The 20,076-nt window shown below is 52.8% G+C and carries 24 protein-coding genes and 1 riboswitch; of the genes, 3 read left to right on the top strand and 21 right to left on the bottom strand.

Annotation, left to right across the window (positions count from 1 at the left end; all coding sequences use genetic code 11):
• Genes WMW72_RS27685 through WMW72_RS27675 form a run of 3 tightly spaced genes read right to left on the bottom strand, consistent with a single transcriptional unit; the run spans position 1 to position 1,693 of the window.
• A complete protein-coding gene (locus tag WMW72_RS27685; RefSeq protein WP_341418827.1) occupies positions 1–828 on the bottom strand; it encodes an NADH-quinone oxidoreductase subunit C in 828 nt (275 codons plus the stop codon).
• Complete coding sequence (locus tag WMW72_RS27680; protein WP_341418826.1) at positions 825–1,343, bottom strand: NuoB/complex I 20 kDa subunit family protein; 519 nt, start codon at positions 1,341–1,343, stop codon at positions 825–827. Before WMW72_RS27680 ends, WMW72_RS27685 begins: the two co-directional genes overlap by 4 nt.
• The gene (locus tag WMW72_RS27675; protein ID WP_341418825.1) at positions 1,328–1,693 is read right to left on the bottom strand and encodes an NADH-quinone oxidoreductase subunit A; all 366 of its coding nucleotides are present in this window, start codon (positions 1,691–1,693) and stop codon (positions 1,328–1,330) included. Before WMW72_RS27675 ends, WMW72_RS27680 begins: the two co-directional genes overlap by 16 nt.
• Positions 1,694–2,094: 401 nt before the next feature.
• On the opposite strand from WMW72_RS27675, the gene WMW72_RS27670 reads away from it, so the two are divergent.
• The 3 genes from WMW72_RS27670 to WMW72_RS27660 are packed head-to-tail and all read left to right on the top strand — an operon-like array spanning position 2,095 to position 5,687.
• Complete coding sequence (locus tag WMW72_RS27670) at positions 2,095–2,820, top strand: hypothetical protein (RefSeq protein WP_341418824.1); 726 nt, start codon at positions 2,095–2,097, stop codon at positions 2,818–2,820.
• A 12-nt stretch (positions 2,821–2,832) separates the two neighbouring features.
• Positions 2,833–4,521, top strand: coding sequence for a vWA domain-containing protein (locus tag WMW72_RS27665; RefSeq protein ID WP_341418823.1), 1,689 nt, complete (start codon positions 2,833–2,835; stop codon positions 4,519–4,521).
• Between the two features lie 26 nt (positions 4,522–4,547).
• Positions 4,548–5,687, top strand: a complete 1,140-nt coding sequence (locus tag WMW72_RS27660; RefSeq protein ID WP_341418822.1) for a toxic anion resistance protein — start codon at positions 4,548–4,550, stop codon at positions 5,685–5,687.
• A gap of 97 nt (positions 5,688–5,784) precedes the next feature.
• On the opposite strand, the gene WMW72_RS27655 is transcribed toward WMW72_RS27660, so the two are convergent.
• From WMW72_RS27655 to WMW72_RS27570, 18 genes are all read right to left on the bottom strand, one after another.
• Positions 5,785–6,192 carry a F0F1 ATP synthase subunit epsilon gene (locus WMW72_RS27655; protein WP_341418821.1) on the bottom strand — a complete coding sequence of 136 codons (408 nt, stop codon included), beginning with the start codon at positions 6,190–6,192 and terminating at the stop codon, positions 5,785–5,787.
• A 79-nt stretch (positions 6,193–6,271) separates the two neighbouring features.
• Positions 6,272–7,675, bottom strand: a complete 1,404-nt coding sequence (atpD, locus tag WMW72_RS27650) for a F0F1 ATP synthase subunit beta (RefSeq protein ID WP_341418820.1) — start codon at positions 7,673–7,675, stop codon at positions 6,272–6,274.
• Positions 7,676–7,847: 172 nt separating this feature from the next.
• Positions 7,848–8,705: an ATP synthase F1 subunit gamma gene (gene atpG / locus WMW72_RS27645; protein WP_341418819.1), complete on the bottom strand. Its 858-nt coding sequence runs from the start codon at positions 8,703–8,705 to the stop codon at positions 7,848–7,850.
• Between the two features lie 162 nt (positions 8,706–8,867).
• Positions 8,868–10,382: a F0F1 ATP synthase subunit alpha gene (atpA, locus tag WMW72_RS27640; protein ID WP_341418818.1), complete on the bottom strand. Its 1,515-nt coding sequence runs from the start codon at positions 10,380–10,382 to the stop codon at positions 8,868–8,870.
• A 15-nt stretch (positions 10,383–10,397) separates the two neighbouring features.
• Positions 10,398–10,949 carry a F0F1 ATP synthase subunit delta gene (locus WMW72_RS27635; protein ID WP_341418817.1) on the bottom strand — a complete coding sequence of 184 codons (552 nt, stop codon included), beginning with the start codon at positions 10,947–10,949 and terminating at the stop codon, positions 10,398–10,400.
• The gene (atpF, locus tag WMW72_RS27630) at positions 10,946–11,431 is read right to left on the bottom strand and encodes a F0F1 ATP synthase subunit B (RefSeq protein ID WP_341418816.1); all 486 of its coding nucleotides are present in this window, start codon (positions 11,429–11,431) and stop codon (positions 10,946–10,948) included. The genes WMW72_RS27635 and atpF overlap by 4 nt, the downstream gene beginning before the upstream one ends.
• A gap of 87 nt (positions 11,432–11,518) precedes the next feature.
• Positions 11,519–11,734 carry a F0F1 ATP synthase subunit C gene (atpE, locus tag WMW72_RS27625; RefSeq protein WP_159885343.1) on the bottom strand — a complete coding sequence of 72 codons (216 nt, stop codon included), beginning with the start codon at positions 11,732–11,734 and terminating at the stop codon, positions 11,519–11,521.
• 110 nt (positions 11,735–11,844) lie between these two features.
• A complete protein-coding gene (atpB, locus tag WMW72_RS27620) occupies positions 11,845–12,654 on the bottom strand; it encodes a F0F1 ATP synthase subunit A (protein WP_341418815.1) in 810 nt (269 codons plus the stop codon).
• A 33-nt stretch (positions 12,655–12,687) separates the two neighbouring features.
• Positions 12,688–13,068, bottom strand: a complete 381-nt coding sequence (locus WMW72_RS27615) for an ATP synthase subunit I (RefSeq protein WP_341418814.1) — start codon at positions 13,066–13,068, stop codon at positions 12,688–12,690.
• A 1-nt stretch (position 13,069) separates the two neighbouring features.
• Complete coding sequence (locus WMW72_RS27610; protein WP_341418813.1) at positions 13,070–13,300, bottom strand: AtpZ/AtpI family protein; 231 nt, start codon at positions 13,298–13,300, stop codon at positions 13,070–13,072.
• 174 nt (positions 13,301–13,474) lie between these two features.
• Positions 13,475–14,617 carry a non-hydrolyzing UDP-N-acetylglucosamine 2-epimerase gene (gene wecB / locus WMW72_RS27605; RefSeq protein WP_341418812.1) on the bottom strand — a complete coding sequence of 381 codons (1,143 nt, stop codon included), beginning with the start codon at positions 14,615–14,617 and terminating at the stop codon, positions 13,475–13,477.
• A 30-nt stretch (positions 14,618–14,647) separates the two neighbouring features.
• Positions 14,648–15,277 (bottom strand): uracil phosphoribosyltransferase, encoded by a 630-nt coding sequence (gene upp / locus WMW72_RS27600; protein WP_341418811.1) that lies wholly within the window; start codon positions 15,275–15,277, stop codon positions 14,648–14,650.
• A gap of 381 nt (positions 15,278–15,658) precedes the next feature.
• Positions 15,659–16,906, bottom strand: coding sequence for a serine hydroxymethyltransferase (locus tag WMW72_RS27595; protein WP_341418810.1), 1,248 nt, complete (start codon positions 16,904–16,906; stop codon positions 15,659–15,661).
• 47 nt (positions 16,907–16,953) lie between these two features.
• Positions 16,954–17,523 carry a TIGR01440 family protein gene (locus WMW72_RS27590; protein ID WP_341418924.1) on the bottom strand — a complete coding sequence of 190 codons (570 nt, stop codon included), beginning with the start codon at positions 17,521–17,523 and terminating at the stop codon, positions 16,954–16,956.
• 91 nt (positions 17,524–17,614) lie between these two features.
• Entirely contained in the window at positions 17,615–18,073 is a 459-nt protein-coding gene (gene rpiB / locus WMW72_RS27585) for a ribose 5-phosphate isomerase B (protein ID WP_341418809.1), read from the bottom strand.
• A 107-nt stretch (positions 18,074–18,180) separates the two neighbouring features.
• A riboswitch (ZMP/ZTP riboswitch) is annotated at positions 18,181–18,261 on the bottom strand.
• A 95-nt stretch (positions 18,262–18,356) separates the two neighbouring features.
• Positions 18,357–18,944, bottom strand: coding sequence for a low molecular weight protein arginine phosphatase (locus tag WMW72_RS27580; RefSeq protein ID WP_341418808.1), 588 nt, complete (start codon positions 18,942–18,944; stop codon positions 18,357–18,359).
• Positions 18,945–19,026: 82 nt separating this feature from the next.
• Positions 19,027–19,590 carry a manganese efflux pump MntP gene (locus WMW72_RS27575; protein ID WP_341418807.1) on the bottom strand — a complete coding sequence of 188 codons (564 nt, stop codon included), beginning with the start codon at positions 19,588–19,590 and terminating at the stop codon, positions 19,027–19,029.
• Between the two features lie 148 nt (positions 19,591–19,738).
• The coding region (locus tag WMW72_RS27570) for a Sua5 family C-terminal domain-containing protein (protein ID WP_341418806.1) at positions 19,739–20,076 on the bottom strand (338 nt) is incomplete at its 5' end.

Genomic DNA, 20,076 nt, shown 5'->3' with positions numbered 1-20,076 from the left:
CTACACCTCCGGGTCGAGCGGCTCATAATCTTTGCGCAGCGGATGGCCAGCCCAGTCGTCAGCCATCATGATCCGTCGCAAGTCGGGATGTCCCGGAAAATCGATGCCGAACAAATCGTAAATTTCCCTTTCGTTCCAGTTAGCCGTAGGCCAAATGGAAGTGACGGACGGGATCACCGGCGCTTCGCGGTCCGTTTTCACCTTCACGCAATACTCCCGCCGGGTTTCCAGAGAGATCAGATGGTAGGCGACCTCCATATGCGTCTCCATATCGATGCCGGACACATTCCGCAGATAGTTCAGCTTAAGCTCCGGATGCGTCTTCAGCATCTCGGCGATCTGCGGCCATGCCTCGCCTTTGACGACGAGATAAGGAACATGCCCGCCCTTCTCGTTAATAAAGGACTCCTGGATCACGTCGCTGGGCAGCTCCCTAAGGATCGCCAGCAGGCGGTCCAGCAGCGGCTGGTTCGGAGAAGGCTCTTTGGGAGCCTCCGGCGCTGCCTCGGCTTCCGCTTTGGCTGCGCGCTCCTTGGCTCGCGCTGCACGGGCGTCGGCAGCCGCCTTGGCCTTGGCCTCCTTCTCCTCGTCGGAAGAAGCGGCCTTCTCTGCCGGCTTTACCTCCGCAACCTTCCCCTCGCCAGACCGAGCTGCTTGCTTCACCTCTACCGCAGGAGCCTCACCGGAGTCCTCCTTCGGAGTCGGTGTCACGGCCGCAGCCTCGGAGGACGGCTCTATAGGCTTCGCGTCAGCCGGAGCAGAGTCATGATGGTCGAGCCCGGGCTCAGACGCGCTGCCTGCCTTGTCTTGCTTCGGATCTTCGCTCATCGATTCGTCACCTGCTTACCGGTTTTCGCTTCGTAACGGATTTTCTCCTGCAGCTTATTAATGCCGTAGATAAGGGCTGCAGGATTGGGAGGACAGCCGGGGATGTACACGTCGACCGGTACAATCTGATCGACGCCCTTGACGACCGCATACGATTTTACGTATGGTCCCCCGGCGGTGGCACAGGAGCCCATCGCAATGACCCATTTGGGCTCGGGCATCTGCTCGTACAGACGGCGCAGCAGCGGAGCCATCTTCTTGGTCACCGTGCCCGCTACGATCATGACATCGGACTGCCTGGGGGATGTACGGAAGATGACCCCGAAGCGGTCGAGGTCATAGTGCGAGCCACCCGTACCCATCATCTCGATCGCGCAACAGGCGAGACCGAAGGTAAGCGGCCACAGAGAGTTGCTCCGCGCCCATGCCTTGATCTGTTCCAGTGTGGTCATGAATACGGTACGGTCCAGCTCCTGCCGTTCCTCGGGAGAGATGCTTTCTAAATTGAGGTCCATTGCAGCACCTTCTTCTTCCAGGCATAAAGTAAGCCTATGATCAGGAGCGTGACGAATATGCACATCTCCACAAGCGCAAACAAGCCTAATTGCTTATACGCAACGGCCCACGGATATAAAAACACGGTTTCCACATCGAAAATAACAAACATGAGGGCGAACAAGTAGTAGCGGATGTTAAATCGGACTTGGCCCTCACCTACCGGCTCGTTACCGCTTTCATAAGTCGTGTACTTCTCTTCAATCGGCTTATGCGGACGAAGCCAACGCCCAATTGTAAGCGCTGCAATTGGAAGCAACACCCCCAAGAAGAGAAAAATCGTTACGACTACGTAGTTGTTCATGTACATCGCGAACGAACCGCCTCCTTATGTAATTCATACTTTACTCAGAGCTTCGGATTTCTTCGTGCTGGAGCATCTTCTTTAGCGTTACCATATAAAATTGTTAATATGTGCCTTTCCAATTATATCAAAAGGCCTAAGGGGTGTCTAACATTTTCCATCGATCTCCTTTTTTTCGAAAACGCTTTCCTTAATACATCCATCCCCCTTAAAATCCTTGCAACCAATCCCCTGCGCAAGCGTAAAATAGTCCATATCTATGTGGATGCAGATGGCTAGACAAGCAGATCTTACGATTTTTGCAAGATTTAAGAGCTTATGCAGGTATTCTCTGGTAAAATTGAGCCAAGGAAGGAACCGATCTATAGAGGCGGAGGATGTGTACCATTTTGGATAGCTCTAGATGGTTGAAGCTGTTCGGACTTATTGCGGGAGTTACAATCCTGAATATTTTTATGTTTTCGCCAGGTTTAGCAGGCGTGGAAATAGGCGGCGAAAGCACACTGCAGACAGCCTCCGGAATCACCTTACTGCTCATGAGTCTTCTGGTACTCCTTTACGGCAGCTACACCTTACTCTTCAAGGCGCCTGCTGTAACACCTGTCAAGGACATGAAAACACGCGAGGATTATATGGCTGCCCTTCATTCGTACAGACATGTAAAGGTTTTAAAGAAGGATATCCTGCTTGCCTTAGACCAGGTGGATCGTATGGACAAGAAAAAGGGCAGCTTGTCAGCCGTTCTCGGCCAAAGGTTTGACCCGTCCGAACTGAGCTATAAAAAGTTCAATTCCGTTATTGATGAAGTCGAAAAGCTCTTCTACTTGAACATCCGGAGTCTTCTGAACAAGCTCCGTGTATTCGATGCTTCAGATTTTTCACTCTTCGACAGCCAGAAGAAGACCTCATCATTTTCTACCAAATTGATGCAGGAAAAAACCAATCTCTACAACGAGTACTTGAACTACGTCACGGGATATCTCGGCGCTAATGAAGAGATTCTGCTCAAGCTGGATAAGCTGCTCCTGGAGATCTCTTTACTGGATAGTACCGATTATCGGGATGTCGAAGAAATGGCCTGCATGAAAGAAATCGATTCATTAATCAAACAAACCAAATTCTATAAGCAATAGGAGGAGATGCGTATGGCCAAAAAAGGCAAAGCGTTCGCAGCATTAGGAATTATTGCAGTCGTCGTTTTTATCCTTGTCTATGCAGGGGTTAGCTTGACGTCTAATTTAGGCAAAACCCAATCCCAAGTCACCCTAGATGACGCTGCGAAACGGCTGGATAAGCTTTATAGTAAGGTCTCCGTTACGACGGCTTCACCCGTCAAAGGAAAGATCGATCTCGATCCCGTAGAAATCGGGGATGCTCTTCCTGATATCTCGAAATTCCCGATATCTGTAAACAACACCACCGACAACTTTGTAGAAATATTTTCTTCCACCGAGAAGTCAGGCACTGGCATTGACGGCTGGTTAAACGAAGTGGCGACGGATTTCAATAAGTCGGGCGTGATGGTCAATGGCCAGCCGGTTTCGGTCAAGATCCGTAATATCGCTTCAGGCACGGCAACCGATTACATAAGGTCCGGTAAATATGTTCCTGATGCCTTCACGCCTTCCAATGAGCTGTGGGGTGACATGGTCAAGGCTCAGGGTGTCGATGTTCAGCTGATAACCAAGCGGCTTACCGGCAATGTGACCGGCATTGTTTCCACTAAGAAAAAATATGATGAATTGGTAGCGAAATACGGCTCCCTCAACGTCAAGACGGTAACGGACGCTATAGCAGCCAACGAATTTGCCATGGGCTATACGGATCCCTTCGCCAGCTCTACGGGTTTAAACTTTCTGGTGACGGCTCTTAGAACCTTCGACAACTCAGATCTGCTCAGTGACAAAGCGGCCGCAGGGTTTGAGCGGTTCCAGGCCAATGTACCTTTTATTGCATCGACCACGATACAAATGCGCGATGCCGCCAAATCCGGCATGCTGGACGGGTTCGTGCTGGAGTATCAGACCTACTTGAATACAGCCGATCTCAAGAGCGGTTATGTCTTCACGCCCTTCGGTGTAAGGCATGACAGCCCCTTGTACGCGTTAAACAAATTGCCTCAAGCCAAGCTAGATATTATCAAGAAGTTTGCCGAATTCGTCGAGCAGGAGAAATATCAAAAAATCGCCCAGGAAAAAGGCTTCAATCAGCTGAATGACTACAAAGCCGAGCTGGGTCCGGTTGACGGAAATCTCCTATCATCCGCACAGAAGCTGTGGAAGGAGAAGAAAAACGGAAATAAACCAATAGCCGCCGTGTTTGTAGCCGATGTCTCCGGAAGTATGGCCGGTGCGCCGATGAACCGATTGAAGGAGTCCTTGTTAAAGGGGCAAAAGTACTTAGGCAAAGACAACAGCATCGGATTCGTGTCGTATTCAAGCAACGTAACGATCAATCTCCCTATCGCAAAGTATGATACGAACCAGCAATCCATGTTCGTTGGTGCCGTAAACAGCCTTCAGGCCGGGGGCGGTACCGCTACCTTTGACGGTATTGCTGTCGCCATGAAAATACTGCAAGACGAGCTGAAGGTTCATCCTGACAGCAAGCCTCTGATCTTCGTTCTTAGCGACGGGGAAACGAATGAAGGGCATTCCCTCAAGGATATCCGGGACCTTATCGAAGCTTATAAAATCCCTATCTACACGATTGGCTATAACGCTAATATCAAAGCACTTCAAACCATATCAAGCATCAACGAAGCGGCCAGTATCAATGCCGATACAGACGATGTCGTGTATAAGATTGGTAATCTGCTCAATGTTCAAATGTAAATTCACCATTATGAGGAGGAACCGGCATGTCATTTACCATGGAAGTCATAAGCTCGGAGAAGCTGAAGTCGGTCATTGAAGAGGAAGTCCGCCCCGTACCCGAGGAAGTCCGGCAGCTCCAAGAGCTGGCCGTATCCAACGTCTCGACCATTCTGACGCTAGATATCGATTCCTTGGAAAAACGGAAGGAAATCTTGCAATCCATCGATCAATTCGGCATGAGCACGATGCGAACATCCTCCGAGAAAAATTCCCTTCTACAGGTGTCTGTAGGGAACCTCTCCAAGACAGGCGACGAAGGCGGGCAGGTGGCCAAGGGCTTAACCGAACTCCAAATGCAGTTAAAGGATTTGGACCCCAGTATCGTCGATTTTGCCAAAACAGGATTTTTGGGCAAATTCTTCAATCCATTGCGCACTTACTTTGCTAAGTTTCAAAGAGCGGATGCCGTTATTTCAGATATCGTCCTCTCGTTGGATAAGGGCAAGTCTATCTTGAAAAATGATAATACGACGTTGGAGTTTGAGCAGCATGCGCTGAGAGAGCTAACGAAAAGACTTCAAAAAGAAATCCAGCTTGGGATTCTGATGGATGAAGAGATCGAATCCCAGCTGCAAGCCGCACAACTTCGTCAGGAATCTGAAGATAAAATTCGGTTCATTACGGAGGAAGTCTTATTTCCTTTGCGTCAGCGTGTGATGGATCTGCAGCAGATGCTGGTCGTTAATCAACAGGGGATCATGGCTATTGAGGTTGTCATCAGAAACAACAAAGAGCTGATCCGCGGGGTCGACAGAGCCCGGAATGTAACGGTTTCCGCCTTGAAAATCTCCGTGACGGTAGCCAGCGCGCTTTACAATCAGAAGATTGTATTGCAAAAAATCGAATTACTTAATCAAACGACGGACACCCTGATCAGCGGTACCTCTAAAATGCTGAAAACGCAGGGCGCAGCGATCCATAAGCAATCTCTCGAGACCAGCGTTTCCGTCAATACTTTAAAACAAGCTTTCACCGACGTACTGGAGGCATTCGATTCCATTAGTACTTACAAGCAAGATGCGCTGCCTAAAATGCGGGAGACGATTCTTCAGTTCAGAGAAATGGCGGATGACGGGGAACAACAGATTCAGCGGCTGGAAAAAGGTCAAAAGCTGGGGTTGTAACATACCGGTGGAGAAAGAGTGTGTACGAAAGTACGCACTCTTTTTCATGTGCAATAAAAAAACGAGGGAAAATTCCCTCGTTTTACACATGCTTGATTTATTTTCTACCGGACACGCCAAGCCGATTCAAAGCGCGCTGTAGAGCCAGCTCCGCGCGGTGAAAGTCGATCTTTTCTTGCTTAGCGTTCTTGAGGCGCTGCTCGGCGCGGTCTTTGGAAGCCTTCGCCCGATCAACGTCAATTTGCTCCGGCAGCTCGGCACTTTCCGCCAATATAACCACCTTATCCTTGCGCACTTCCATAAATCCGCCGTTCACCGCGATACTCAAGTCTTTGGAGCCTTGAATTTTCACGGTAACCACTGCGATTTTAAGAGGCGTGACAAGCGGAATATGATTCGGCAGAATTCCAAGCTCCCCTTCGACGCCCCTGGCGACAATCATGCTCACCTGTTCGGCATACACCTTGCGCTCGGGGGTTACGATTTCCAGCAGGAATGTGCTCACTTGGATTCCCCTCCTGTGTACCTGATGATGCCCGCCCCCGGGATGGGGGCGGACAAGGATGTAACGGTTCTAATCGAGATTACAGCGTCTTCGCTTTCTCGATGGCATCTTCGATCGTACCGACGTTGTGGAACGCCGGCTCAGGAAGGCTGTCATGCTTGCCTTCGAGGATTTCTTTGAAGCTGCGGACCGTTTCCTTAACCGGTACGTACAGTCCAGGAATACCGTTGAATGCCTCAGCAACGTGAAGCGGCTGGGACAGGAACAAACGCAGACGACGCGCGCGGTGTACGACCAGTTTGTCCTCGTCGGACAACTCGTCCATACCCAGGATCGCGATGATATCGAGAAGCTCTTTATAGCGCTGCAGAATTTGCTTAACGCCTTGAGCGACTTGGTAATGCTCTTCGCCCAGTGTTTCAGGCGTTAGAATCCGGGAAGAAGAAGCCAGCGGGTCAACGGCAGGGAAGATACCCGCAGCCGCGATGCTGCGCTCGAGGTTCGTCGTTGCATCCAAGTGGGCAAACGCCGTCGCCGGAGCCGGGTCAGTGTAGTCATCCGCCGGAACGTAGATCGCCTGGATGGACGTAACGGAACCTTTCTTCGTGGATGTAATCCGCTCTTGCAATTGACCCATCTCGGTAGCCAGGGTTGGCTGGTAACCTACCGCGGAAGGCATACGGCCGAGCAACGCGGAAACCTCGGAACCCGCTTGAGTAAAGCGGAAGATGTTGTCGATGAACAGAAGAACGTCACGGCCTTCTTCGTCACGGAAGTATTCGGCCATGGTCAGACCCGACAAGGCTACGCGAAGACGTGCGCCTGGCGGCTCGTTCATTTGACCGAAAACCATCGCGGTTTTCGAAATAACGCCGGAATCCTTCATCTCGTGGTACAAGTCGTTACCTTCACGGGTACGCTCGCCCACGCCTGCGAATACGGAGATACCGCCGTGCTCTTGAGCGATGTTATGGATCAGCTCTTGCATCGTTACGGTTTTACCTACGCCCGCACCACCGAACAGACCGATCTTACCACCCTTGGCATATGGAGCCATCAGGTCGATAACCTTGATACCTGTTTCGAGAATTTCCGCTTTCGTGGACAAGTCCTCGAAAGGAGGAGCCGCTCTGTGGATCGGATTGGAGATCGAACGATCTACTTCTTCGACACCATCGATTGGATCGCCGAGTACGTTAAATACGCGGCCGAGCGTAGCCGGTCCTACCGGTACGGAGATCGGAGCACCCGTATCGACTGCATCTACACCGCGGACCAGACCGTCCGTAGAAGACATCGCAACGCAGCGAACCATGTTGTCGCCGAGGTGAACGGCAGCTTCAACCGTCAGGCTGATATCTGCGCGGCCAGCTTGGCCTTTACTTTCAATCTTAATTGCATTAAGAATCTCAGGGAGGTGTCCACGCTCGAACTCGATGTCGACAACCGGCCCTGTGATATTCACAACGCGCCCCTTGCTCATGTTTTCCCTCCTCCAAGTTTCGCGTGAGCGAAACTACATCGTAAGCCTAAACTCCAAGCTTCGCTCCAGCGAAGCTGTATCGTAAGAAACGTGTAACTCCACGTAAATAATCTGTACCCTGACTACAGGCAGGAGCAAGCCCCTGCTTGACTATCACCCTGGACTTTAGCTGTTAGCTGCTTGCGTTCGCACCTGCGACGATCTCGGAAATTTCCTGCGTGATCGACGCTTGACGCGCCCGGTTGTAGGCGAGCGTGTAAGAGCTGATCATCTTCGTCGCATTTTTGGTCGCGCTGTTCATCGCCGTCATTCTCGCGCCGAATTCACTCGCTTTACCTTCCAGTACAGCGCTGTAGATCAACGTCTCTGCATACTTCGGAAGAAGAACTTCCAGCACGCCTTCCGGAGACGGCTCATACTCATAAGCCGCGGCAGTCGTTCCGGTCACATCTTCCAATGGCAGAAGACGCTTGACTGTCGGGATTTGGGTAATCGCATTCTTGAACTGGTTGTAGACCAGGAACAGCTGATCGTACGCTCCGTCCTCGAAATATGTCACGGCTTTCGCCGCAATTGTCTTGATATCCGAGAATTGAACGGCATCCGGCAATCCGGTTACTTCTTCCGAAATCGGCATGTTCCGTTTGCTGAAGTAGTCCCGTCCCTTGCGTCCGATTACAAAAATCGTATATTCGCTCGTCGATTTATGCTTCTCGTTGATTTCATTGACCACTTTACGCAATACGTTGGCGTTGTAACCGCCGGCGAGGCCCCGATCCGATGTGATGACCAGATAGCCGGTCTTCTTCACCTCACGGCTTTGCAGCATCGGGTGCTTCACACCCTTGGTTCCTGCCGCGATGCTGGCCACCACTTCCTTCAGTTTATCCGCATAAGGCCTTGCTGCCTCAGCGGCTAACTGAGAGCGGCGCAGCTTCGCTGCCGAAACCATCTCCATCGCCTTCGTGATTTGCTTCGTGTTCTGGGTTGACTTGATTTGACGCTTAATTTCGCGCATCCCTTTTGCCATACTTGCTCACCTCTCTTTCGAGGCCTCTCGCCTGCCCGAACCGGCCGCATGGCGCTGTCGCCTCTGTCCGTCATCCGGAGGGAAAAGCCAGTTCCCAAGCTTCAAGTGGAGCTGGCCGAGCTTCATCGTCTGATCAATGCCGAGAAGCCCGGCCGGATGAACCTATTCAGAACGGGCGAAGCCCTTTTTGAACTGTTGAATAGCGTCGGTCAATGCCTTCTCGTTATCCGCAGTCAGATCTTTCGTATCGCGGATGCTGTTCAGGATTTCCGAACGGCTCGAGTCGAGGAATCCGAGGAACTCGGCTTCGAAACGTGTAACGTCCTGCACCGGCAGATCGTCAAGGTGACCTTTGACAACCGTGTACAGGGAAGCGACTTGACGCTCCAGGGACAACGGCTGGTTCACGCCTTGCTTCAAAATTTCCAATGTACGCACACCGCGGTTCAGACGGGTTTGCGTAGCTCTGTCAAGGTCGGAGCCGAATTGGGCAAACGCCGCGAGCTCGCGGTATTGAGCCAAGTCTACGCGAAGCGTACCGGCAACCTTCTTCATCGCTTTCGTCTGAGCGGAGCCACCTACCCGGGATACGGAGATACCGACGTTAACCGCCGGACGTTGACCGGAGTAGAACAGGTCAGCCTCAAGGAAAATTTGACCGTCCGTGATCGAGATCACGTTCGTTGGGATATAAGCGGATACGTCGCCCGCTTGTGTTTCGATGAACGGCAGAGCGGTTAATGAACCACCACCGAGCTCATCGCTCAGCTTGGCTGCGCGCTCCAAAAGACGGGAGTGCAGGTAGAATACGTCACCCGGATAAGCTTCCCGGCCCGGAGGACGGCGGAGCAACAGGGACATCTCACGGTAAGCGGCGGCTTGCTTGGACAAGTCGTCGTATACGATGAGGACGTGTTCGCCTTTGTACATAAAGTATTCGCCCATCGCGCAGCCTGCATAAGGAGCCAGCCACAGCATTGGGGACGGCTCGGAAGCCGAAGCGGTAACGACGATCGTGTAATCCAGGGCGCCTGCTTTACGCAGCTGCTCGACTACGCCGACAACCGTCGACTGCTTTTGACCGATGGCGACATAGATGCACTTTACGCCATTGCCTTTTTGGTTGATGATCGTGTCGATGGCGATCGCGGTTTTACCCGTTTGACGGTCGCCGATGATCAATTCCCGCTGGCCGCGGCCGACAGGAATCATCGCATCGATCGCTTTGATACCGGTTTGCATAGGCTCATGAACCGATTTACGGGCCATAACGCCTGGAGCCGGGGATTCGATCGGACGGAACGATGTCGTGTTGATCGGGCCTTTGCCATCAACAGGCTGACCCAGAGCGTTCACGACGCGGCCGAGAAGCTCTTCACCTACAGGAACCTCCATGATGCGGCCTGTACGCTTAACCTGGTCGCCTTCACGGATATCCGTGTACGGCCCGAGAATAACGATACCGACGTTGCTTTCGTCCAGGTTGAAGGCGTGACCGAGTACGCCGTTCGGGAACTCAAGAAGTTCGCCGGCCATAACGTTCTCCAGACCGTGTGCACGGGCGATACCGTCACCGACCTGAATAACTGTACCTACGTCAACCACTTGAATTTCCGATTTATAATTTTCAATCTGCTGTTTAATCAATGTGCTGATTTCTTCAGGCTTGATACTCAAACGTCTCACCCCTATCTACAGTGCTTGTGATTGATTCAAGGCTTTTTCCAAACGCTTCAGCTTGCCGGACAAGCTTCCGTCGTACAGACGGTCGCCGATGCGGATTTGAATACCGCCGAGCAAACTTTTATCGATAACCGATTCCACCCGGATTTGTTTGCTTGTTACTTGAGTGAAGGTAGACTCAATGCTCTTGACTTCCGCCTCAGACAGCGCTTGCGGCGAGTACACAACCGCCTTCGCTTTGCCGGCAGCTTCGTCCGAGATCGTCGTATAGTAGCTGATCAACGAAACCAGCTGCGACTCGCGTCCGTTGTCGACCAATAGTTTAATCGTATTCCGGACCGTATCGGAGATGGAGCCGCCGAACACATCGTCCACAAGCTTTTTCTTCGCATCGGCATCCAGAGCCGGATGCACCAGCAGCCTATGGAAGTCGGCATTAGACTGGACAGCGGCAAGAACTGCGTTCAATTCCTGCTCAATCTGTTGCTCAGCTTGTTGCTCCTTCGCAATTTCAAACAAGGCCTTCGCGTACCTTTTGGCTACAACGGTGTCCTTGCTCATTGTTTGCTCCCCGCCTCTTTGAGGTATTGCTCAACCAACTGAGATTGCGATTTCTCGTCAACCTGCTTCTCGATAATCTTCGAAGCGATCATAACGGACATCGCGCTCACTTGGCTGCGAAGCGCGGAGATTGCTTTATTCTTCTCATCTTCAATATCGCGAAGAGCGCCATCCTTCAGACGAGCAGCTTCTTCTTTAGCCTGTTCAATGATGCTTTCGCTTTGTTTCTTGCTGGATGCCTTAGCAAGCTCGATAATCTCCCTCGCTTCGCCGCGCACGTCCTGCAGAGCCTTTTGCTGCTCTGCCAAAAGTCGGTCAGCCTCCAGGCGATTTTTCTCAGCAGACTCGATTTGCCCAGCTATCAGCTTCCTTCTTTCTTCCATAACGCCCAGCAAAGGACCAAATGCATATTTATTCAAGAGAAAGTAAAGAGCCGCGAAAGCAACGATCGCAAACACAAAGTTTTCCCAATGTAAACTCACCTAAGCCACTCCTTTCGCTAGTACTAAGCAAAATGAAGGCGTGGAAGGTAGGAATACCTGCCGCGCCAAACCTTGACCCTATAAAAATTAAGCTCCGAAGAAAATCAGGAACGCAAGAACGACACCGATGATCGGAACAACCTCGACGATACCAACACCGATAAACATTGTCGTTTGCAGAGTACCTTTTTGCTCAGGCTGGCGTGCGATGCTCTCTACCGTCTTGCTTACGATCATACCGTTACCGATACCTGCGCCGAATGCGGACAAACCAATTGCGATTGCTGCTGCCAAAAATTCCATTTGTAAATCCTCCTCGATATTATCGTTTTATTCGATATAAGCTATTGCTTTAAACCCATCCGGCTCATACTCATGAGCGGATGCGCTAATAACCATTGTGAAGCATCTGTTTAGTGGTGATCATCACCGTGATGTACAGTAGCTTGAGAAATATAAACCATGGTCAGGACCGTGAACAGGAACGCTTGAATAGCGCCTACGAAAATACTAAACCCTTGCCATGCGGCAAGCAGAGGAGTACCGTACACACCGGCCATTAGAATCGTTCCAATCAAAACTTCCCCGGCAAAGATGTTGGCATAGAGACGCAGACCGAGAGTAAGCGGTTTGGAAAGCTCCTTGATGACATTCAACGGAAAGAAAAACCAGTACGGTTCAAAATAGTGTTTCAAGTAATGTTTCCTGTTCATCGTAAGGCCGAGAACATGAATCAATACAAACACGATGGAGGCAAGTCCGAAGGTTACACCTACATCTGCTGTAGGCGATTTCCACCAGCCTAAGACAACTCCGTGATGGCCGCTCTCCTTTTCCCCGTCTTTGGCATGAGCATTCGCTGCATCTATCATGTCCTGTGAAACGATGGTCTGCCCAAATAATGACAATGGCTTTTCATGCTCCGTGACAACCCCGAAAGGCAAGCCCAGCAGGTTAGATACAAAGATGAATAGAATCAGGGTCAAACCGAGTGTAACGAAGTGCTTCGCTCTGTGAAGCGGCATGGTGCTCGCAATGGTATTGTGTACGAATTCCACAACCCATTCCATAAAGTTCTGCATCTTGGACGGATTGGCGACCGACAAATTCCTGACCGACAAGCGAGCTACAATGAACACGATTACACAAGATACGATGATCGACAAAAAAGTCGATATATCAATATTCAAGCTACCTAATTGCAGTATCGCAAAATCATGCACTTGCTATCCCCTCCTTTCCACGTAGTGAACAACTCATTTGGCACTTCTGAATAAGAATGCTCTTAGAAACACAGCTGCTGGCGCAAAGGCAACTCCAGCGATAGTACTTGCTATATGAAATAAATGAGGCATCTTCACGGCCACCATGACTCCAAGAATAGCCATGCTGATTCGGGATATAAACCCCATATTAACCCGCTTGTTAGGCTTGTTCGCAAAATCCACGTCCAACACCTTGGCAGCGAGTGCCTCGATTTTAATCATAAGCATCCATCCGTTGAGCACGCTAATCCATGTGCCCAGCATAAATCCGCTGAAATGCGTGCGGTAAGCTGGTAGGAATACTCCGGCAAGCAAGAGGGCTGAGGATAAAAACAAGGCGGCTCGAATAATCGACTTCATCTGGTCTCTCATATTATTCCCCCTGGTCTTCCAGTACTTTTTTGATGACCAGAATGGCAGTCACGATTCCGAGGAAGAGGCCTGTCAAGAGGCCGCCAAGCAACCACGCCTTCTCATTACCCAAATGACTGCCTGCCCAGCTGCCAGCCAGATAGCCCGCTGTTGTACAAACTGCGACATCTACGCCCAATGCTCCGACTAAAGCAGCTGCACGCCAAGGCTGATTATTCAGATCGATTTTCATAGTGATACCCTTTACAATCCTCATATATTTTATCTAAGCCATGTGTTCTTTGTCAATTGTATAAGCTGGCATTTTTTCTATGACAATAATCACAAAAACCTAGCTACATCAAGGTTTTTCCGGGTTCAAAACCAAACAGTGCAACTGTACGCTGTAGCGTTTGTCATCAGATTGTCACGGTTGGAAAGTTTGGGGCCTTTCCGATCGGTGTCCGAAGTGATAAAGAATCGCTTCGACAATTCTCGCGGACGCTTTGCCGTCTCCGTACGGATTGGCCGAACGGCTCATCCGCTCATACAGAGCGCTGTCGCTGAGCAGTGCACGGGCTCTTTCATAAACCTTGTTCTCATCCGTTCCGACAAGCTCCAGTGTGCCCGCTTCGATGCCTTCCGGACGCTCTGTCGTCTCGCGCAGCACCAGTACCGGTACGCCGAACGACGGCGCCTCCTCCTGCAAGCCTCCCGAATCCGTCAGAATCAGATGAGCATGCGGATAGAAGTTATGGAATTCGAACACGTCGAGCGGCTCGATCAGCTTGATCCGGTCGTGCCCGCCCAGAAGCTCATAAGCCGGTTCTCTGACAGCCGGACTTAGGTGAACCGGGTACACGATCGCAATGTCCTCGAACTCGTCGGCCAGGCGGCGGACAGCGCGGAAGACCTGCCGGTGAGGCTCTCCCTGCGATTCCCGGCGGTGCGCGGTCATCAATACGAGCCGCTTGCCCTTGGCCCAGTCGAGCATAGGGTGGCTGAACTCCTTCTGGACGGTGTAGTCGAATACATCCGTAACCGTATTGCCCGTAATAAAGATGCTCGCCTCCGACTTGTTTTCCTTGATCAGATTGCCTGCCGACCAGCCAGTCGGTGCAAAGTGAAGATCGGAAATCACGCCGGTCAGCTGGCGGTTCATCTCCTCAGGGAATGGCGACAGCTTGTTCCAGGTACGCAGTCCCGCTTCCACGTGACCTACCTGAATCTGCTGCATGAACGCGGCATAGCTGGCCAGGAAGGTCGTCAAGGTATCCCCGTGAACTAGAATCATATCCGGCTTCTCTTCGCGGAAGATCGGATCAAGACCCTGCAGCACGCGGATCGTGATCTCGTTGAGCGTCTGGCGGTCCTTCATCACGTCCAGATCGTAATCCGGCTTAATCTTGAAAATATCCAGCACTTGGTCCAGCATCTGCCGGTGCTGCGCCGTCACGCAGACGAGCGATTGAATCTCATCCGGGTGCTTCTCCAGCTCCTTGACCAATGGTGCCATTTTTATCGCTTCGGGTCTTGTCCCGAAAATCGTCATAATCTTCGTCTTCGCCATGGTTTAGGAGCCTCCTTCTCTGGCCGTTAATTATTTCGTGCCGAACAACCGGTCTCCGGCATCGCCAAGTCCCGGTACGATGTAGCCATGATCATCCAGGTAATCGTCGATGGCAGCTACATAAATATCTACGTCAGGATGGGCCTCCTGCACGGCCTGTACGCCTTCCGGCGCCGCGATCAGGCACATCAGCTTCATTTGGGTACAGCCGCGGTTCTTGAGCGCCGTAATGGCCGCATTGGCCGAGCCTCCGGTAGCCAGCATCGGATCGATTACGATCAGTTCCCGCTCCAGTACGTCTGTAGGCAACTTGGCGTAATACTCGACAGGCTCCAGCGTTTCCGGATCGCGGTACAAGCCGATGTGTCCGACCTTCGCAGCCGGTACGAGCTTCAAGATCCCATCCACCATACCGAGTCCGGCTCTTAGAATCGGAATCAATCCGAGCATCCGGCCGGAGATCACTCGGCATTCAGCCGTTGTGACAGGCGTGCGGACCTCTACCTTCTGAAGCGGAATATCGCGGGTAATTTCGTAAGCCATGAGCGTAGCTACTTCGTCGACGAGCTCGCGAAAATCCTTCGTATTTGTATGTTCATCCCTTATGTACGTCAATTTGTGTTGTATGAGCGGATGATCGCAAACGAACACTTTTCCCATGCCTGGCTCCCCCTGTATACGGTAAAAATATAGGCTTGTCCTGCTTGGCTGCGGGCTTCGGATGAAGGAATAGACTTCCCTGCAAGCCAGTCCCGCAAGCGGCCGCAACAGCCGTCTGCATGTGCTTCAAGCGTGTCTGCAGGCCGCTATAAAGCCTATCAGTAAGCTGATAGATAGGCGGCAAAGCATTTTACGCCAAATCTTGTCTATTATACCACAACTGTGCCCGCTTATCCCACCTGGGGCAAAAAATATACATACATTATTCATTTTGATCCACGTGGAACAATAACTGACTTCAGCTCCAGCACTCGATTACGAAGAAAAGACACCAGTGCTCGCAGATCCGAGCACCGGTGTCTTGGTCAACCTTTTTATGGATTAATATCCAAGTCCAGGGTATAGAGGATATTGGGAAGTCAATTCCTGAACCATGCCGCGCACCTTGCTGAGTACGGCTTCGTCTTTTGGATTTTTCAGCGTCAGGGCAATGATTTGCGCGATGGTTTTCATCGCTTCCTCGTTCATGCCGCGGGCCGTTGCAGCCGGTGTACCGACGCGGATACCGCTCGTGACCATCGGCTTCGCCGGGTCGTAAGGAATTGCATTTTTGTTAACCGTTACGCCGACTTCATCCAGCAGATGCTCAGCCTCTTTACCTGTGATATTCAAGCTGCGGAGGTCGATCAGTATCAAGTGGTTGTCCGTACCGCCGGAGACGAGGTTGATGCCTTCGGCTGCCAGGCCTTCAGCTAGTGCTTTGGCGTTATTGATAACGTTTTGCGCATAGACTTTGAACTCAGGCTGCAGAGCTTCGCCCAGTGCTACGGCTTTGGCTGCAATGATATGCATCAGCGGGCCGCCTTGGGTACCTGGGAATACGGCCTTGTCGATCGCTGCCGCCCATGGCTTTTTGCAGAGGATCAGACCGCCGCGCGGACCGCGAAGCGTTTTGTGTGTTGTCGTCGTCACGAAGTGAGCGTACGGAACCGGATTCGGGTGCAGACCGGCAGCGACCAAGCCCGCGATATGGGCCATGTCGACCATGAACAAAGCGCCTACGTCATTGGCAATTTTGCCGATAGCTTCGAAATCGATCGTACGGGAGTATGCGCTGGCGCCAGCTACGATCAGGCGCGGTCTGTGCTTGAATGCTGCCTTACGCAGATCATCATAGTCGATGCGTCCTTCGGCTTCCGTTACGCCGTAAGCGACGAAGTTGTACAGAATACCGGATGCGTTAACCGGGCTGCCGTGAGACAAGTGGCCGCCATGGGCCAGGTTCATACCGAGTACCGTGTCTCCAGGCTTGAGTGCGGCGAGGTATACAGCCATGTTGGCTTGCGCGCCGGAATGCGGCTGGACGTTGGCATGCTCGGCGCCGAACAGTTCCTTCGCACGGTCACGTGCGATATCTTCGACGATGTCCACATGCTCACATCCGCCATAGTAACGTTTGCTCGGATAGCCTTCTGCATATTTGTTCGTCAATACAGTACCCATGGCTTCCAGTACGGCTTGGCTGACGAAGTTCTCAGACGCGATCAATTCGATATTGTTGCGTTGACGGCCCAGCTCCAGGTTCATTGCCTCTACGATTTTCGGATCTTGTTTACGCAAAAAGTCCATGATAAAATTCCTCCCGCATTCGAATGTATGGTTGGTTATGATACGTACTAATCACAATGCTCTTCTGACGGCTGCTGCTCGGCCGCATACACGGCCCTCGCTCCGCCAATCAGCTTGGGCCGGGTTAAGGCAGCCTGTACATGCGCTTCCCCGATCTGCCGGACGGACGGCCTGAACGGCACCGCAACCCGCTTCAGATGCATGCCGATCAGCGTCCCCCCGATATCGATGCCCGCATGGGCCTGCACGGTCTCCACGACGACCGCATCCTGTAGGTGCTTGTAGGCGTAGGCGGCCATAGAGCCGCCGGCCTTCGGCACCGGCACGACGCTAACCTGCTCCAGTCCGTAACGCTGCATCGCCTCACGGTTAAGCACAAGCGCCCGGTTCAAGTGCTCGCAGCATTGGAACACAGGGTAGAAGCCTACCTCCTGCCGGACGGCGTCTACAGCAGCATACAGACTAACCGCTACCGCTTCGCTGCCGGAGGTGCCGATGTGACGGCCCAGCACTTCGCTTGTGCTTGTGCCGATGACCACGAGCTGGCCGGCTTCCAGCTGGCCAGCTGCTGCCAGCTCGCGCAGCACGGTCTCGGCCCCTTCACGGATCGCCTGCATGTCCAGGCTCGTTACTTGTCCGTCTGACCTGTTCTGCAAGGGCAGCTCTTCCATAGGCTCTCCTCCTTCACATAGACCTCTGCAAGGTCTGTTACGGATGAATCGCGTATTTATCTTCCAGCGCCTTCACTTTGCCGATACGGCCCAGGTGACGCTCTCCATTCGAAAATTCGGTTTCCAGCCAGATCTTGACGATCTCCTGGGCAACTCCTGGCCCGACAACGCGTTCACCCAGCGAAAGCACGTTCGAATCGTTATGCTCGCGCGTTGCCTTTGCCGAGAACAGATCGTTGACTAGCGCACAGCGGATGCCCGGGACCTTATTGGCAGCGATCGTCATGCCGATTCCCGTACCGCAGATCAGGATGCCTTTATCAGCGCCCCCTGACACAACCTCTTCACAAACCTTGAGGGCATAATCCGGGTAATCGACGGAATCCGCACAGTTGCAACCATAGTCGACGACCTCGTGACCGAGCGATTCAATAAACGGCTTCAGCTCATCCTTTAGCCGGTATCCCGCATGATCTGCGCCCATTGCAATTTTCATAGTTTTCTTTCGCCTCCTCGCTATTGTCGATCTCATTATAACCTAAAACCGCGACGGCAAAAACGAAAAAAGAGCATGACACACGCGGAATGCTCTCCACGAATGCTGCTCTTTGCCCAGGCGACCGGCCGTATGTCCCGATGCTCCATTGTGGTTGGTTCCACTCGTCGCCAGTTACACCGGGTCTTGTTCATTAATTTCATCATATCTGATTCTAGGATACGTGTAAAGCCCGAGTTTTCCAGGGGTACGATCTACTCGCTGACAAGCAGATTCGCATCCATCAGCTCTCCCGTTTAAGCTTGGCTGCCAGCAGGTGGAGGCATTGCTCAATCTCGTCCGCACTGCTCTGGTAATGCCGAATTGACCCGCCGAACGGATCTTCGATATCCGGGGAGCTCTGCTGCTGCTGCAGGGCAGACAAGCGGCGTCGTTCCTCATCGCCAATGGATTCTCCCAAGGCCTGCTTGAGCTGAAGCTCGCTGAGCAGGCTTTCCAGCTCCGCCAGCCTCTGTTCACCCTCCGGATCGGCTTGCACGTATTCCTTAAGTGTAAACACCTTGTCCACGGAAGCCGGATACAGCTGGATCGTATGCCGCTTATGGCTGGAGGTCATCGTCAGGACCAGATCGGACCATTCGACCAGCTGCTGCGACAGCGCCGTCGAGCCGGAGACCGGCTCGGCTCCCCTAGCCCGCAGCACGGAAGCCGCATGATCGGATATGGGCACTCCCTGGTAAGCCGCTACGCCCGCGGAGCGGATCTCCAAACCAGCCAGTCCCTCCCGGGCGGCGATGCTGCGCATGAGCCCTTCAGCCATGGGACTGCGGCACGTATTGCCTGTACAGACGAATAATAAACGTTTCATCATCTACTCCCCGCTTTCTTGGTGATGGACTCAGCCTTATTTGTATTTTACCTCATTTTCGCACAAATATGGATACCGCTCAGGCCTATAGCAAAAAATGGATGCCAAACCCCACTAAAATCACGCCTCCGAGCGCCTCGCCGTACTCACCTATCCAGCTCCCGACCCGTCGCCCGAGCAGCAAGCCCGCTACGGACATCAGCCCGCCCGCGGCGCCGAACATCAAGACGGTCAGCCACACATCGCCCGAGAACATCCCGAGGGAGATGCCGACCGAGAAGGAGTCCACACTCACACTGAAGGCAAGCAGCAGCATCCCCCATAGCGTGCTGGGGTTATAGCCTGCGGACTCTTCCTTGCGCAGTGTGTTGACCACCATATGGCCGCCAAGCAATAACAGCAGCACGCCTCCGCAAGCGGTCGCCACCTTGCCCAGCATCAGGCTGATATACCCGCCCATCCAGAGCCCTGCCAGGGGCATGAGCACATGAAATAGCGCGATAATGAAGCTGATCAAAGCAATGTCACGTTTGCGAATTCCGCGCATGCCGATACCCAGACCGAGCGATAAAGCATCTAGTCCGAGGGCTAGGGCCAGCAAGCCGATCGAAATGATCTGCCCCCACACCATCGGTGCTGCCACGTCCATGCCTCTCTACCTCCCTGTCCCACTCTTAACCAAGCTATGCGGGACAAGACGGAAACATGTCTTACTTCGCGGACAGGCCGGAGGCGGACGCAGGAGATGCCGAGCGGCTACACGGAGATGATGCGGTTGAAGAAGGATTCCTGCGTATCTACACGGAGATCACGCGCCCGGCGGCGGCCTTGCGCAGCCTGTTCATGACGGCTTCGCCGATGCCTTCCTCCGGGCAGGCCTCTGCCACGATGAAGGTCGACTCCGCTTCATCGAACGAGCGGAGTGCTCCGTACAGCCCGCGGGCGACCGACTCCAGGTCGCCTGTGCTCCCGCATACCGCGACGTAGTCCGCGGGCAGCGGCTCTGCGGCGTCCTGCCCCGCGGCGTGCTCCGGGGCGGCGCCAAGCAGCAGCGCTCCCGTACGCTCGCCGCGCGCGCGGGCTTCCTCCAGCTCGCTGCACATGCGCGCGAGCACGGCCCGACGATCGGCGCCTC

It is taken from the genome of Paenibacillus filicis, from assembly GCF_038070315.1.
In the GTDB taxonomy this organism is placed as follows: Bacteria; Bacillota; Bacilli; order Paenibacillales; family NBRC-103111; genus Paenibacillus_G; species Paenibacillus_G filicis.
This window is presented reverse-complemented; position numbering and strand designations above follow the sequence as displayed.

Excerpts from the sequence above, each read along its gene's own strand:
- WMW72_RS27685 (WP_341418827.1), bottom strand. The coding sequence starts at position 828 with ATGAGCGAAGATCCGAAGCAAGACAAGGCAGGCAGCGCGTCTGAGCCC.
- WMW72_RS27680 (WP_341418826.1), bottom strand. The coding sequence starts at position 1,343 with ATGGACCTCAATTTAGAAAGCATCTCTCCCGAGGAACGGCAGGAGCTG.
- WMW72_RS27675 (WP_341418825.1), bottom strand. The coding sequence starts at position 1,693 with ATGTACATGAACAACTACGTAGTCGTAACGATTTTTCTCTTCTTGGGG.
- WMW72_RS27665 (WP_341418823.1), top strand. The coding sequence starts at position 2,833 with ATGGCCAAAAAAGGCAAAGCGTTCGCAGCATTAGGAATTATTGCAGTC.
- WMW72_RS27660 (WP_341418822.1), top strand. The coding sequence starts at position 4,548 with ATGTCATTTACCATGGAAGTCATAAGCTCGGAGAAGCTGAAGTCGGTC.
- atpD (WP_341418820.1), bottom strand. The coding sequence starts at position 7,675 with ATGAGCAAGGGGCGCGTTGTGAATATCACAGGGCCGGTTGTCGACATC.
- atpG (WP_341418819.1), bottom strand. The coding sequence starts at position 8,705 with ATGGCAAAAGGGATGCGCGAAATTAAGCGTCAAATCAAGTCAACCCAG.
- WMW72_RS27635 (WP_341418817.1), bottom strand. The coding sequence starts at position 10,949 with ATGAGCAAGGACACCGTTGTAGCCAAAAGGTACGCGAAGGCCTTGTTT.
- atpE (WP_159885343.1), bottom strand. The coding sequence starts at position 11,734 with ATGGAATTTTTGGCAGCAGCAATCGCAATTGGTTTGTCCGCATTCGGC.
- WMW72_RS27615 (WP_341418814.1), bottom strand. The coding sequence starts at position 13,068 with ATGAGAGACCAGATGAAGTCGATTATTCGAGCCGCCTTGTTTTTATCC.
- WMW72_RS27610 (WP_341418813.1), bottom strand. The coding sequence starts at position 13,300 with ATGAAAATCGATCTGAATAATCAGCCTTGGCGTGCAGCTGCTTTAGTC.
- wecB (WP_341418812.1), bottom strand. The coding sequence starts at position 14,617 with ATGGCGAAGACGAAGATTATGACGATTTTCGGGACAAGACCCGAAGCG.
- upp (WP_341418811.1), bottom strand. The coding sequence starts at position 15,277 with ATGGGAAAAGTGTTCGTTTGCGATCATCCGCTCATACAACACAAATTG.
- WMW72_RS27595 (WP_341418810.1), bottom strand. The coding sequence starts at position 16,906 with ATGGACTTTTTGCGTAAACAAGATCCGAAAATCGTAGAGGCAATGAAC.
- WMW72_RS27590 (WP_341418924.1), bottom strand. The coding sequence starts at position 17,523 with ATGCAGGCGATCCGTGAAGGGGCCGAGACCGTGCTGCGCGAGCTGGCA.
- rpiB (WP_341418809.1), bottom strand. The coding sequence starts at position 18,073 with ATGAAAATTGCAATGGGCGCAGATCATGCGGGATACCGGCTAAAGGAT.
- WMW72_RS27580 (WP_341418808.1), bottom strand. The coding sequence starts at position 18,944 with ATGATGAAACGTTTATTATTCGTCTGTACAGGCAATACGTGCCGCAGT.
- WMW72_RS27575 (WP_341418807.1), bottom strand. The coding sequence starts at position 19,590 with ATGGACGTGGCAGCACCGATGGTGTGGGGGCAGATCATTTCGATCGGC.